Origin of the sequence: Pseudomonas gingeri, assembly GCF_013386115.1 — a bacterium.
Taxonomy (GTDB): Bacteria; Pseudomonadota; Gammaproteobacteria; order Pseudomonadales; family Pseudomonadaceae; genus Aquipseudomonas; species Aquipseudomonas gingeri.
On record NZ_JACAOR010000010.1, the window covers coordinates 475,646 to 487,882 of the forward strand.

Consider the following 12,237-nt stretch of genomic DNA (forward strand, 5'->3'; position numbering starts at 1 on the left):
CCTGTCAGGCACTCAGCCCGAGCTTCCTGGCCCAGACATCGTACTCGTTGATATCGCGCACGGTGTCCGCGCTCGACGCCGCAAAGCGGGCGATTTCATCCTTGCGCATGAACACCACGCCCGGTTGCCTGAGTGCGTATTCGAGGAACCGTCCCAGCGAGCGCACCCGCGCCGGCCGGCCCGCGATGCGGTCATGGGTGCTGATCGACATCATCCGCCGACGGCTGCCGGCCTCTTCGTAAAGCTGGTCGAACTCGTCATGCAACTGGCGCTCGAAAGCGTCGACGCTGTACTGGTAGCCCTCGAACTGAATGATGTCGTTGAGGTTCATCGTATAGGGCACCACGACAAAATCCTTGCCCCGCACCGGAATCAGGAACGGCTCGTCGCGACTGACATCATCGATGTGGTACTCGAAGCCCAGGTCCTGCAACAGGTTGAGGGTATTGGGCGTGCCGCGCATGGCCGCGCCGTTGTAGCCGACCGGACGCACGCCAGTGGCCTTGATGATGCTGTCGATATTGTCGGCGATGAACTTGCGCTCATCCTCCAGCGACAGGTCGTACTGCGGGATCCAGTCGCGCCCGTGGGCAGCCGCTTCGTGGCCGCGCTGGACAATTTCCTTCGCCACCTCAGGAGAACGGTCCACCGCACTGCCGACCATGTGCGAGGTGACCTTGATGGCGTACTTATCCCAGAGGTCGAGCATCCGCTGGATACCCTCGCGGTAGCCGTACTTGTACCAGGACTGGGTGGGGAAGTCCGGATAGCCGTCCTTCATGCCGAACATGTTGCTGAACGGTCCCATCGCGCCGAAGGGGGCTTCGCCACCCGCTTCGAACTGCATGGAAACCGATATCACGAGCCGGACACCTTCCGGCCAGAACGTCTTGGTCATGGTCTTGCCTCTTTCGGGGTGATGCGGGATGGAAAGCCCGGTCCACGCGGACCAGGCCGGGTCTGCATGAAGGGATAACGTTATTGACCGGCCCAGATGCCGCGGTAGACATCCCGATAATGGTTGTCCGGGTCATACAGGTTGCGGGGACCGCCATCGGTGGCGATGTTGCCCGCCACGACCAGGTGCACAGGCGCACTGAAGCCGCTCGGCGACTGCCCGGCAAAAGCCCGGTTCAGCTCATCGACCGCTTGCCAGCCGTGCAGGGACACCGGCTCGGCGACCGTGGCGCTCTGGTATTGCCCAGTCCGGATGCGCTGGAAGGCGGTTTCGCTGCCGTTGCCGGCCGAGACCCCGAGCAATGGCCCGTCAGCGGCGTAGCCGGCCTGCTGCAACGCCGGCGCCATGAAGTCGAACGTCAGGTCGTTGATCGACAAGGCATAGGTCCATTTCGCCCCGAAACGCTGCAACAGCGTGGTGGTCAGTTGCGGCATGCGTGTCGCCGAATCGGCCAGGGGCGCGTCCTCGATTTTCAGCAACTGGCAACCCGAGCACTGCTTGACCAGCTCGGCCATCGCATTGGATTTACTGATGGCGATCTCGTAGGTGGAGTCGGTGAAGATCACCACCCCGGCCTTGCCGTCGGACTGCGCGACGGCGTACATCACCGCCGCCTTGCCGACGTCGAGCGGGTCGGTCGCCAGGTTGGTGAACAGTCCCGCCGCCGGTGCGGGTCCCGGCCTGGACAGCGAATGCCAGCCCACCACGCGGATGCCCCGGCTGCTGGCATCCTTGATCAACTGTGCCTGCTCGTTGGCATCCACGCTGCCCAGCACAATGCCGTCGGGCTTGAGGGCAATGGCCTGGTTCAAGGCGGCCGAGCGCCCCGAGATGGAGCCCTGGCCGTCAATCGAGCGGAAGCTCCAGCCGATGGCCTTGGCCGCCTCCTGCACCGCCTGGCCGACACCGCGCGGGCCGCTGTCACGCTGGTCCGCGGAAACGAAGACGATGCTCTTGCCCGACTGCGCGGGCGCTCCGCTGGTGGGTCCGGTCCAGGGTTGGCCGGGTTGGGTGACGTCGCGGGTATACGCGCGCGCCTGTTCGAGAAAGGCATCCCCGGCATGGGCCGGCGCGGCCAGTGGCAAGCACACGGCCATCGCCGCGCAGAGATGTAGGCGCTTCAGGTCGAGCATGTTCATGGTGTCCCCTTTTGTTGTTTTTGGATTGAGGTGCATCGCGGAAAGAGGGTTTCAGGTGGAGGCTGCCTTGCCCTGCGGATCGCCCGCTGCGCCGGCCGCGATGGCCGGACGCTTGCGAGCCACGCTGCGCCGACGCTGGGCATAGCCGGCAATGCCGATGGCCACCAGCAGGGTCATGCCGTTGAACAGCGGCTCGACATAGAACTCGCCACCCAGTTGCTGGATACCGGAGATGCCCACAGCGAGGATCACCACCCCGACCACCGTGCCCCAGACATTCACCCGCCCCGGCTTGATGGTGGTCGACCCGAGGAAGGCGCCGACCAGCGCCGGCAGCAGGAAGTCGAGCCCGACGCTGGCCTGGCCGATGCGCAGCTTGGCCGCCAGGATCACCCCGGCGAAGGCCGTCAATGCACCGGAGGCCACGAACGCGCCAATCACATAACGGCGGGTGGGAATGCCGTTCAAGGTGGCGGCCCGGGAGTTGGCACCGATGGCGTACAGGTAGCGTCCGACCGGCAGGAAGTCGGCCGCGAGCCACAGCACCAGGCTGATGACCAGCACGTACACCGCGACAATCGGCATGCCCCACAAATGGCTGGTGAACAGCGCCGTGAACGCGTCCGGCAAACTGCCGATGACCTGCCGTCCCTGGGTATGCCACATGGCAATGGCGTACAGCACGGTGCCGGTGCCCAGGGTGGCGATGAACGAGTCGATCTGGGCGATCTCCACCAGCAGGCCGTTCAGCAAGCCCAGCAGCGCCCCCAGGACCAGGACGATGACCACGGCCGTGATCCAGTCGAGCCCATAGACCGTCTGCAGGCTGATGGCGAGGATATGCCAGAGGACAATCCCGTAGCCCACCGTGAGATCGATGCGGCCGCTGGACATCGGGATCATCGCCGCCAGCGCGAGAATGGCGATGATCGCCTTGTCGCCGATGATCGAACGCAGGTTGAGCAGCGTCGGGAAGGTCTCCGGCAACAGGATCGAGAACAGCGCGATCAACAGCAGCGTCAGGATCGGCAGGCCGAACACCGGCAGCAGGCGCAACAGGCGGGCGAACCCCGACAGTTCGGCCAGCTCTCGGCGGGTCGGTTCGAGCGCGTTGGATTTAAGCGATTGCATGGTGGAACCTCACGCGGTTTTGATTATTGTTGTGGGAGCGGGATCGGCGGCATCCAGGGAGGCGCAACGCAGCAGTGCATCGACGCTCAGTTGCGCCATCGGCAACTCGCGGGCGATGCGGCCATCGCGAAAGATCAGGGCGCGGTGGCAGATCTGCGCGGTTTCCTCGAAGTCCGAGGAGATCAGCAGCACGGCCATGCCGGTCCGGACCGCATCACCGAGCAGGCGATAGATCTCCACCTTGGCGCCGATATCGACGCCGGCAGTGGGGTCTTCGAGCATCAGCACATGGGCACCGATGCGCAGCCAGCGGGCGATCACCACCTTCTGCTGGTTGCCGCCGGACAGCGTCTCGATCGGCGCCGAGGGATCATTCGGCGCCAGGGCCACACGACGCCCCAGCTCAAGGGCTTCACCGCCCTCGCTGGCCGGGGAGCGCGGCTTGAACCCGGTGCGGCCGCTGGCCAGGGGATTGAGGAAGAGGTTTTCACGGATACTCAGTCCGGGCGCGATGGACTCGCCGTAGCGATCACCGGCCACCAGGCAGACGCCACTGGCGATGGCGGCGGCAGGCGTCGACAGATTCACCCCGGCGCCGTTGAGCAGGACTTCGCCGCTGACGATCGCAGCCGCGCCGAACAGCGCCTTGCCCAACGAATCGTGCCCCGCCCCGCGCAAGCCCACCAGGCCGAGGATCTCGCCCCGGCGCACATCGAAATCCAGTGGTCCGGCCTCCTCCGTCACCAGCCCGCGGACGGTCAACACGGTCGGTGCCGCCCTGACCAGCTGCGGCCGGACAAACACCGAGTCGGGTTCGCGGCCGATGATGTGCCGGACCAGTTCGTCCGGGCGGGTCTGCCGGGTGGCCTGCTCGGCCACCTTGCGCCCGTCGCGCAGCACGACGATGCGATCCGAAAGCGCAAAGACTTCATCGAGCCGGTGCGACACGTAGATCATCGCCACACCCCGTGCCCGCAGGCCCTTGAGGACCTCATGGAGTCGCAGCACTTCATTTTCGGGAAGACTGGCGCTCGGCTCGTCCAGGACCATGACGTCGGCCTGGCTGGACAGTCCCCGGGCAATCGCCACCAGGGATTTTTCCGCCCGGCTCAGCTCGCCGACCCGCTGCCGCGGATCGATCTCGCCACCGACCAGCGCCAGCGCCTCACGGGCCCGGCGGGTGACCGACGACCAATGGATGAGCCCGGACTTTTTCGGATAGAACGTCGAGAGAGCGATGTTTTCGGCGACAGTCATCCAGTCGACCAGCCCCAGGTCCTGGTGCACGAAGGCAATGCGCTTGTGGTTGGCCGCAGGATCGAACGGCTCGCCGCGAAACAGCAGGCGTCCGCTGGACGGCAGGTGGACCCCGGCGAGAATCTTGATCAGGGTCGATTTCCCCGCGCCGTTCTCACCCAGCAGGGCGACGATCTCACCGGGGGCGATGGCGAAACTCACATCCATCAGGGCGGGCACGCCGTTGAATTTTTTCCCGATCCCTTCGACGGTGAGGATGGCCGGGACAGCAGTCCCTGGCGTGGGGTTTTGCGGATGCAGCTCAGCTTGCATATCATCCTCCGTGGCCGTTTTTAGTTTTATGGCCATGTTATTTTTGTTTTCGGCTATTATCCGCCCCACAGGAATTGCCACCGACTGAAATCGGCCAATCAATCATCGAATATCGGCCACCCCTCAGGCGCGGCTCGGTGTGCAGCGGCCCATCCACTGGAGTGAAGACATGAGTGACGCGGCGCAGTTATCGGTCTGGATCGAACCGGAGGATGACGTCCACAACCCTTTTCGCTGCGACGCCCCCACGCCCGAATGCGTGGAGCGCATCGAACCGGGCCGGCTGACGGTCGGCTCGCGGGGCGACGGCAAGAACAAGATCCTCTGCGTGGAACGTGGCCGGGTAAAACTGGAAGGTCCCCATGGCCAGTGGCTGATCCTGCCGGCGCACATGGTGTTCATTCCCCATGACCGGCCCTACCGGATCCACGCCAGCGCCGATGCGGTGCTGGTGGTCATCCACCTGGGCGCGGAACATACCGTCTGGCAGCACGAAGGTTGCTGGGCCGCCTCGATCAGCAGCCTGGCCCGGGAGATGTTCGGCTATGCCTTGCGCTGGGGGCGCACGCGGGACGCCGACGATGCCGTGGCCAACGGTTACCTCAACACCCTGGGCCTGCTCTGCAAGGACTGGTTCGAATGTTCGAGAATGATGTGGGTGCCCTATGGCGAGTCGCCGATCATCAAGCGCGCCGTCGCCTATACCCGCACACGCCTGGACACCGCGACCATCGAACTGGCGGCCGAAGCGGCCGGGACCTCGACGCGCACCCTGCGCCGGCATTTCCAGGAAGAACTGGGCATGAGCTGGCGCCGCTTCCTCCAGGAATTGCGCATGACCCGCGCCATCGAACTGCTCACGCGCAAGCAGATGTCGGTGACCCAGACCGCCCTGGAAGTCGGCTTCAACAGCGGTGCCGCCTTCACCCTGGCGTTTACCGCCTTCACCGGCAAGACGCCGAGCGCCTATGTGCGCGAGTTCCTGAGCAACGGTTCCATCATTCAACAGGCCTGACACTGCCGGGGCGTTGCCGACCCACGCCCGAGGGGTACGAACTCTCGTCGAACCCCACTACGAATAATCGTATTTCTACGTAATTACGTAGCCGTTTCGACCTGCAAATGTGCTCCACAAACCCGCCACGAACGAAAAATATTCATATTTTTCAATCAGATAAAAACAAACCGTCGGCACCACGAAAAACTGGCACGTCCTTCGCTCCATGCCTTGCAACGATCAGCCGCTCCCCGGCCATCGATAACAGCAACCATAACGGAGACGACACCATGCCAAACGTGGACATTGCCCATTACCAAGATGGCGACTTCCTGGTCAATTACGAAGAAAAGGTCTTCGAGGACGTCAAGGCCGAACCGGGTGCCAAGGCCCTGCTGACGTTCCACACCATCGCCTTCGAAGGGTCCATCGGCCTGGTCAACCTGTTGCAGGCCAAGCGCCTGCTGCGCAAGGGCTTCGAAACCAAGATCCTGCTCTACGGACCGGGCGTGCAACTGGGGGTGCAGCGCGGCTTCCCGACCCTCGGCGCCGAAGCCTTCCCCGGTCACCTGGCGGTGAACAACCAGATCAAGGCCTTCATGGCCGAAGGCGGTGAGGTCTACGCCTGCCGCTTCGCCCTGCAAGCCCTCTACGGCCAGACCGAAAAAGCCCTGATCGAAGGCATCCGCCCGATCAACCCGCTGGACGTGATGGACCTGCGCCTGCTGATGCGCCGCGAGGGCGCCATGATCATCGATACCTGGACCGCATAAGGCCGCCTGGAACCCGGTGGGCGTGCGATGGCGACCGTGAGCGCCATCGCCGGCACCACCACGCTCAACGCCGCCCGACAGCCGACCACCCCGACAGGAACCCCTGACATGTCCACTATCCGCGCTGCCGCCGTCCAGTTCAGCCCTGTGCTGTATTCCCGTGAAGCCACGGTAGCCAAGCTCTGCAACACGCTCCTGGACCTGGGTCGCCAAGGCGTCCGGTTCGCGGTGTTCCCGGAAACCGTGGTGCCTTACTACCCCTATTTCTCCTTTGTCCAACCGCCCTTCGCGATGGGCAGGGAACACCTGCAACTGCTCGAACAATCGGTCACCGTGCCGTCCGATGCGACCCGGCAACTGGGCGAAGCCTGTCGCGAGGCCGGGATCGTCGCCTGCATCGGCATCAACGAACGCGATGGCGGCACGATCTACAACGCGCAGTTGCTGTTCGATGCCGACGGCACACTGATCCAGCATCGGCGCAAGATCACCCCCACCTACCACGAACGCATGGTCTGGGGCCAAGGCGACGGCTCTGGCCTGCGCGCCACCGACAGCGCCGTCGGCCGCATCGGCGCGCTGGCCTGCTGGGAGCATTACAACCCCCTGGCGCGCTATGCGTTGATGGCCGATGGCGAGCAGATTCACGCGGCGATGTTCCCCGGCTCCCTGGTCGGGCAGGTCTTCGCCGAACAGATCGAAGTCACCATCCGCCACCACGCCCTGGAGTCCGGGTGCTTCGTGGTCAATGCCACCGCATGGCTGGATGCCAAACAACAGGCGCGGATCATGGCCGACACCGGCTGCGCCCTGGAGCCCATTTCCGGCGGCTGCTTCACCGCCATCGTCTCGCCGGAAGGCAAGTTGCTGGGCGAGCCGCTGCGCAGCGGCGAAGGAGCAGTGATCGCCGATCTGGACTTCAACCTGATCGACAAGCGCAAGCGGATGATGGACGCGGTGGGGCACTACAGCCGCCCCGAGCTGCTGAGCCTGCTGATCGACCGGCGCCCCGCCGCGCACCTGCATGAGCGGCGCGAAAGCTTCGAGGGCCAGGCCCATGAGTAGCCTGCTCGCCTCCTCGGCCGGCACGGACCTGCTGGCCGAACTGCAATGCCACGGTGTGCGCTGGCAAGGCGCCGACGGCCTGTCGCGCAAAGGCGGGGCCGGCCCTTCGGACCACAAGGCGCTGAGCCTGGACGCCCACACCGCGATGGTGCCGATGCTCAACCGCGCCTCCCTGGACTCGCCCTACTCCGCCGTCCCCGATGCGGCCGGCCAGCAGGCACTGATCTTTCGCGAAGGCCTGCAGGTCGGCCAGGTGCAATTGCCGGGGGTGCCGAACTTCTATGCCCTGAGCACCGCAGACGGCACGCCCTACTGGAAGATTGCCACGCTGCACAGCAAAGACGTGCTGGCGACCACGATCCTGCAGCATTGCATCCGCCTGAACGAAGCCGCGACCGCCTGCCAGTTCTGCGCCATCGGCCAGTCCCTCGCCGCGGGCAAGACCATTGCCCGCAAGCGTCCGGCGCAACTGGCCGAAGTCGCCAAGGCCGCGGTGGAACTCGATGGCGTCAAGCACATGGTGATGACCACCGGCACGCCACAGACCGCCGACCGTGGCGCCGCCATTCTCTGCGAATCCGCAGCGGCCGTCAGGGCCGTGGTCGACCTGCCGATCCAGGCCCAGTGCGAACCGCCGGACGACGATGCCTGGTTCCAGCGCCTCAAGGACAGCGGCGTGGTCTCGCTGGGCATGCACCTGGAAGCGGTCACCGATGCCGTGCGCCGCCGCATCATGCCGGGCAAGGCCGAAGTGACGCTGGAACGTTATTTCAGCGCCTTCGATGCCGCCGTCCAGGTGTTCGGCCGCGGCCAGGTCAGCACCTACATCCTCGCTGGCCTGGGCGACAGCGAAGACGCCATCGCGCAGATGAGCGAACGCCTGGCGAGCGCCGGCGTGTACCCCTTCGTCGTGCCGTTCGTGCCCATCGACGGCACACCGCTGGCCCATCACCCCAAGCCCGACAGCGCCTTCATGCAGCGGCTCTACCCGCGCATCGGCGCCAGCCTGCGCAGGCACGGCCTGCACTCGGACCAGATCAACGCCGGCTGTGCCAAATGCGGCGCCTGCTCGGCCCTGAAACACCACGAGTAACCGGAGCCCCACGCCATGGCCGAACATGCCTTTGCCCTGATCGACAGCACCTTCAGCGACTTTCTCGCCGATGACCTGCTGGTCAAGCCCGCCGCCGAAACCTGGGAGCGCCAGGATTACTATGCGCTGCGCCGCGCGGTGTTCTGCGCCGAACAGCAACTGCTGGCCCAGGACAAGGATGACAAGGATTTCCAGGCCATTCCCATCGTGGCCGTGGCCCATCACTGCGGCATGCCCGAGCAGGTGGTCGGCGCCGTGCGCATCTACGAGAGCACGCCGGGAACCTGGTACGGCGGTCGCCTGTGTGTCGAACGGGCCTATCGTCGTCACGGCATGATCGGCAAGGCCCTGGTCAACGAGGCCGTGTCGCGCGCCATCGACCTCGGCTGCCGGACCTTCCTCGCCACCGTGCAACAGGCCAACGAGAGCTACTTCCACAGCCTGCACTGGCAGACCCTGCGGCCCATGGAACTGCTGGGCCAACCGCACTGCCTGATGCAGGCCCGGCTGGAGTGTTATCCGTTCATGCCCCGGCAAGTCGCGCTGGTGCCCCGCAAGGTAATCCGGCATGACTGACCCGATACTGGCCTCGACCGCGCTGCAGGCCATGCTGCACAGGCTGCGCGATACCCCGGCGATGCGCGCCAAGCTGGCGATCCAGCAGCCGGCGCGGGCACTGCCGGCACGCACCGCCGGTCACGACGATTGCTATGCATTGCCGGGCGACGATACGGCGGCGATTCGCTGCGGCGACCAGTACCAACTGCTGGCCATCGAGGGCATGATCCCGGCCTTTGTCGAGCAGGCGCCATGGTTCGCCGGCTGGTCGGCGGTGATGGCCAATGTCAGCGATATCACCGCCATGGGCGGGCGGGCCAGTGCCGTGGTCAACGCCTATTGGCACCATGATCGCCAAGCCGCCGACAGTGTCCTGGCCGGCATTCGTGACGCATGCCAGGCCTACGGCCTGATCCTCGCCGGCGGCCATACCAGCCAGGCGCCGGGCAATCCGGCGGCCCTGGCGGTGGCGATCAGCGGTTGGGCACGCAGCCTGCTGTCGACCCTGCACGTCGTGCCCGGCCAGGTCATCGCCATGGCCGTGGACCTCGACGGCAGCTGGCACGGCACTGCGCCCTACTGGAAAGCCTTTGAAAACGTGCCCGCCGAACGCCTGCGGGAAAAACTCGAAGTCATCCCGCGCCTGGCCGAAGCCGGTCTCCTGCATGCCGCCAAGGACATCAGCAACGCCGGCATTCTCGGCACCCTGCTGATGCTGCTGGAGCCCACGACCCGTGGCGCGCGCATCGATCTCGACGCCCTGCCCCGGCCGGCCGATGCGCCGCTGGAGCGCTGGCTGCAGGCCTTCCCCAGCTACGGTTTCCTGCTCACCCTGGAACGCCAGGACCTGCCCACCGTCGAGGCCGCCTTTGCCTTTGAAGGCATTCACTGTGCCTGCATCGGCGAGGTCGATGACAGCGCCCGGCTGCGGGTCGGCCAGGGTGATGCCTGCCACGAATTCTGGAACCTGGCCGAACAACCGTTCACCGGCTTCAGCCACCCCGGCTTTCAACTTTCAGCCGTCTCAAAGGAGCACTGACATGCCCGCCGTCAATATTCGCCTGCGCTGGCCCGATGGCCAGGAAAGCAACGCCTACTCACCCTCGACCACCATCTACGCGCACTTCGAAGCCGGTCGCTCCTATGCCATGGCCGATTTTATGCGCCGGGCCGAAACCGGTCTGAACGCTGCCTCGGAACGGGTCAGGCAGGTCAAGGGCTTCTATTGCAGTTCGGCCATGGACAGCCTCGGCGGGCTGCGCCTGATGGCCCGGCGTTTCCCCGACCCGGATGCCCGGGTGCAGGTACTGGACATCAGCAACCAGGGCGCCGGCAAGGTTCACTACGCGGGCTTCGGCGATATCTGAGCACCCTGCTCATCCCCCAGGAGGATTGCAACATGACCCACTACAAAGCCATCGTCGTCGGCGGCGGCCAGGCCGGACTGTCCGCCAGTTACTACCTGCAACAACAGGACATCGACCATCTGGTGCTGGAAAAGCACAGCCTGACCCACACCTGGCGCAACCAGCGCTGGGACGCCTTCTGCCTGGTGACACCCAATTGGCAGTGCGCGCTGCCGGGCCATCCGTACGAGGGTGACGACCCCCATGGTTTCATGAAGAAAGAGCAGATCATCGACTACCTCGACGGCTTCATCGCCAAGGTCAACGCACCGGTCAGGGAAGGCGTGGCCGTGCAGCGCATGAGCGCACGCGCCGAGGGCGGTTACCTGCTCAATACCTCGGCCGGCGACTTCAGCGCCGATCAGGTGATTATCGCCAGTGGCGGTTATCACACGCCGATCATTCCGCGGCTGGCCGAACGCCTGCCCGCCGCAATCAGCCAGATTCACTCCGAGCAGTACCGCAGCCCCCAGGCCCTGCCCGCCGGTGCGGTGCTGGTGGTCGGCTCCGGGCAGTCCGGGGCGCAGATCGCCGAGGACCTGCACCTGGCCGGGCGCAAGGTGTTCCTCGCGGTCGGCGATGCGCCGCGTTGCGCCCGCTTCTATCGCGGCAAGGATGTGGTCGACTGGCTGGCACAGATGGGCTACTACGATATCGGCGTCGACACCCACCCGCTGCGCGAAGGCGTGCGCGACAACACCAACCACTACGTCACCGGGCGTGACGGTGGGCGCGATATCGACTTGCGGCGTTTCGCCAGCGAAGGCATGGAACTGTTCGGGCGGCTGGACAGCCTGGACGGCAGCACCCTGAAATTCGCCGGCGACCTGGGGGCCAAGCTGGATGCCGCCGACGCGGTGTACAACCGCATCAACAGCAGCATCGACAAGTACATTGCAGACAATGCCATCGACGCGCCTGCGGGCACCGCGTACATCCCGCTCTGGGTCCCGCAGATCGAGAGGAACGAACTGGACCTGACAGGCAGTGGCATCACCAGCATCATCTGGTGCATCGGTTTCCAGCCGGATTTCAGCTGGGTCGATGTGCCGGTCTTCAATGGCCGCAGCTATCCCGGTCACCATCGTGGTGTCACTGCCCACCCCGGTTTGTATTTCCTCGGCCTGCCGTGGCTGCATACCTGGGGCTCCGGCCGGTTCTCGGGGATCGCCCGGGATGCGCAATACCTGGTGGAACACCTGGCGGCGGCGCAACGAGGCTGATTGCGTCCTTCCATGACGGTGCCGCCCGACCGGACGCCTTCGCGGGCAAGCCCGCTCCCACAGTATCCGTGCCTGGCCAGGAATCCCTGGCATGACATCGAATCCATGGGAGCAGGCTTGCCCCCTCCTACAATATCCGTGTCTGGCCAGGAATCCATGGCACGACATCGAACCCGTGGGAGCGGGCTTGCCCCCTCCTACAATATCCGTGTCCGACCAGGAATCCATGGCACGACATCGAATCCGTGGGAGCAGGCTTGCCCCCTCCTACAATATCCGTGTCCGGCCAGGAATCCATGGCACGACATCAGAACCGTGGGAGCGG

General features: G+C 65.1%; 12 protein-coding genes. 8 read left to right on the top strand and 4 right to left on the bottom strand.

What is annotated here, in order from left to right:
- Positions 1–4: 4 nt before the first annotated feature.
- The 4 genes from HX881_RS21080 to HX881_RS21095 all read right to left on the bottom strand — a co-directional run bounded on the left by HX881_RS21080 (position 5) and on the right by HX881_RS21095 (position 4,797).
- Positions 5–898 carry a polysaccharide deacetylase family protein gene (locus HX881_RS21080; protein WP_017128793.1) on the bottom strand — a complete coding sequence of 298 codons (894 nt, stop codon included), beginning with the start codon at positions 896–898 and terminating at the stop codon, positions 5–7.
- An 80-nt stretch (positions 899–978) separates the two neighbouring features.
- Positions 979–2,097, bottom strand: a complete 1,119-nt coding sequence (locus HX881_RS21085; RefSeq protein WP_017128792.1) for a substrate-binding domain-containing protein — start codon at positions 2,095–2,097, stop codon at positions 979–981.
- A gap of 51 nt (positions 2,098–2,148) precedes the next feature.
- Positions 2,149–3,228, bottom strand: coding sequence for an ABC transporter permease (locus tag HX881_RS21090; RefSeq protein WP_177086400.1), 1,080 nt, complete (start codon positions 3,226–3,228; stop codon positions 2,149–2,151).
- A 9-nt stretch (positions 3,229–3,237) separates the two neighbouring features.
- On the bottom strand, positions 3,238–4,797 hold the full coding sequence (locus tag HX881_RS21095) for a sugar ABC transporter ATP-binding protein (RefSeq protein WP_177086401.1): 1,560 nt from the start codon (positions 4,795–4,797) through the stop codon (positions 3,238–3,240).
- Positions 4,798–4,966: 169 nt separating this feature from the next.
- Between HX881_RS21095 and HX881_RS21100 the strand changes: the two genes are divergently transcribed.
- The 8 genes from HX881_RS21100 to HX881_RS21135 all read left to right on the top strand — a co-directional run bounded on the left by HX881_RS21100 (position 4,967) and on the right by HX881_RS21135 (position 11,912).
- Positions 4,967–5,812 (top strand): helix-turn-helix domain-containing protein, encoded by an 846-nt coding sequence (locus HX881_RS21100; protein WP_103032873.1) that lies wholly within the window; start codon positions 4,967–4,969, stop codon positions 5,810–5,812.
- A 272-nt stretch (positions 5,813–6,084) separates the two neighbouring features.
- Positions 6,085–6,567 (top strand): MSMEG_0572/Sll0783 family nitrogen starvation response protein, encoded by a 483-nt coding sequence (locus HX881_RS21105; RefSeq protein ID WP_017128788.1) that lies wholly within the window; start codon positions 6,085–6,087, stop codon positions 6,565–6,567.
- A 108-nt stretch (positions 6,568–6,675) separates the two neighbouring features.
- Positions 6,676–7,632 carry a Nit6803 family nitrilase gene (locus tag HX881_RS21110; protein ID WP_177086466.1) on the top strand — a complete coding sequence of 319 codons (957 nt, stop codon included), beginning with the start codon at positions 6,676–6,678 and terminating at the stop codon, positions 7,630–7,632.
- Positions 7,625–8,725, top strand: coding sequence for an MSMEG_0568 family radical SAM protein (locus HX881_RS21115; protein ID WP_177086404.1), 1,101 nt, complete (start codon positions 7,625–7,627; stop codon positions 8,723–8,725). Before HX881_RS21110 ends, HX881_RS21115 begins: the two co-directional genes overlap by 8 nt.
- 15 nt (positions 8,726–8,740) lie before the next feature.
- The gene (locus tag HX881_RS21120) at positions 8,741–9,301 is read left to right on the top strand and encodes an MSMEG_0567/Sll0786 family nitrogen starvation N-acetyltransferase (protein ID WP_177086406.1); all 561 of its coding nucleotides are present in this window, start codon (positions 8,741–8,743) and stop codon (positions 9,299–9,301) included.
- Positions 9,294–10,322: a sll0787 family AIR synthase-like protein gene (locus tag HX881_RS21125; protein WP_177086408.1), complete on the top strand. Its 1,029-nt coding sequence runs from the start codon at positions 9,294–9,296 to the stop codon at positions 10,320–10,322. The genes HX881_RS21120 and HX881_RS21125 overlap by 8 nt, the downstream gene beginning before the upstream one ends.
- A 1-nt stretch (position 10,323) precedes the next feature.
- The gene (locus HX881_RS21130) at positions 10,324–10,650 is read left to right on the top strand and encodes an MSMEG_0570 family nitrogen starvation response protein (RefSeq protein ID WP_017128783.1); all 327 of its coding nucleotides are present in this window, start codon (positions 10,324–10,326) and stop codon (positions 10,648–10,650) included.
- 32 nt (positions 10,651–10,682) lie between these two features.
- The gene (locus HX881_RS21135; protein WP_177086410.1) at positions 10,683–11,912 is read left to right on the top strand and encodes an MSMEG_0569 family flavin-dependent oxidoreductase; all 1,230 of its coding nucleotides are present in this window, start codon (positions 10,683–10,685) and stop codon (positions 11,910–11,912) included.
- Positions 11,913–12,237 lie beyond the last annotated feature (325 nt).

Bases quoted from the DNA above. Each gene is read 5' to 3' on its own strand.
- HX881_RS21105 (WP_017128788.1), top strand. From the start codon at position 6,085: ATGCCAAACGTGGACATTGCCCATTACCAAGATGGCGACTTCCTGGTC.
- HX881_RS21080 (WP_017128793.1), bottom strand. From the start codon at position 898: ATGACCAAGACGTTCTGGCCGGAAGGTGTCCGGCTCGTGATATCGGTT.
- HX881_RS21135 (WP_177086410.1), top strand. From the start codon at position 10,683: ATGACCCACTACAAAGCCATCGTCGTCGGCGGCGGCCAGGCCGGACTG.
- HX881_RS21115 (WP_177086404.1), top strand. From the start codon at position 7,625: ATGAGTAGCCTGCTCGCCTCCTCGGCCGGCACGGACCTGCTGGCCGAA.
- HX881_RS21090 (WP_177086400.1), bottom strand. From the start codon at position 3,228: ATGCAATCGCTTAAATCCAACGCGCTCGAACCGACCCGCCGAGAGCTG.
- HX881_RS21100 (WP_103032873.1), top strand. From the start codon at position 4,967: ATGAGTGACGCGGCGCAGTTATCGGTCTGGATCGAACCGGAGGATGAC.
- HX881_RS21120 (WP_177086406.1), top strand. From the start codon at position 8,741: ATGGCCGAACATGCCTTTGCCCTGATCGACAGCACCTTCAGCGACTTT.
- HX881_RS21095 (WP_177086401.1), bottom strand. From the start codon at position 4,797: ATGCAAGCTGAGCTGCATCCGCAAAACCCCACGCCAGGGACTGCTGTC.
- HX881_RS21110 (WP_177086466.1), top strand. From the start codon at position 6,676: ATGTCCACTATCCGCGCTGCCGCCGTCCAGTTCAGCCCTGTGCTGTAT.
- HX881_RS21130 (WP_017128783.1), top strand. From the start codon at position 10,324: ATGCCCGCCGTCAATATTCGCCTGCGCTGGCCCGATGGCCAGGAAAGC.
- HX881_RS21125 (WP_177086408.1), top strand. From the start codon at position 9,294: ATGACTGACCCGATACTGGCCTCGACCGCGCTGCAGGCCATGCTGCAC.
- HX881_RS21085 (WP_017128792.1), bottom strand. From the start codon at position 2,097: ATGAACATGCTCGACCTGAAGCGCCTACATCTCTGCGCGGCGATGGCC.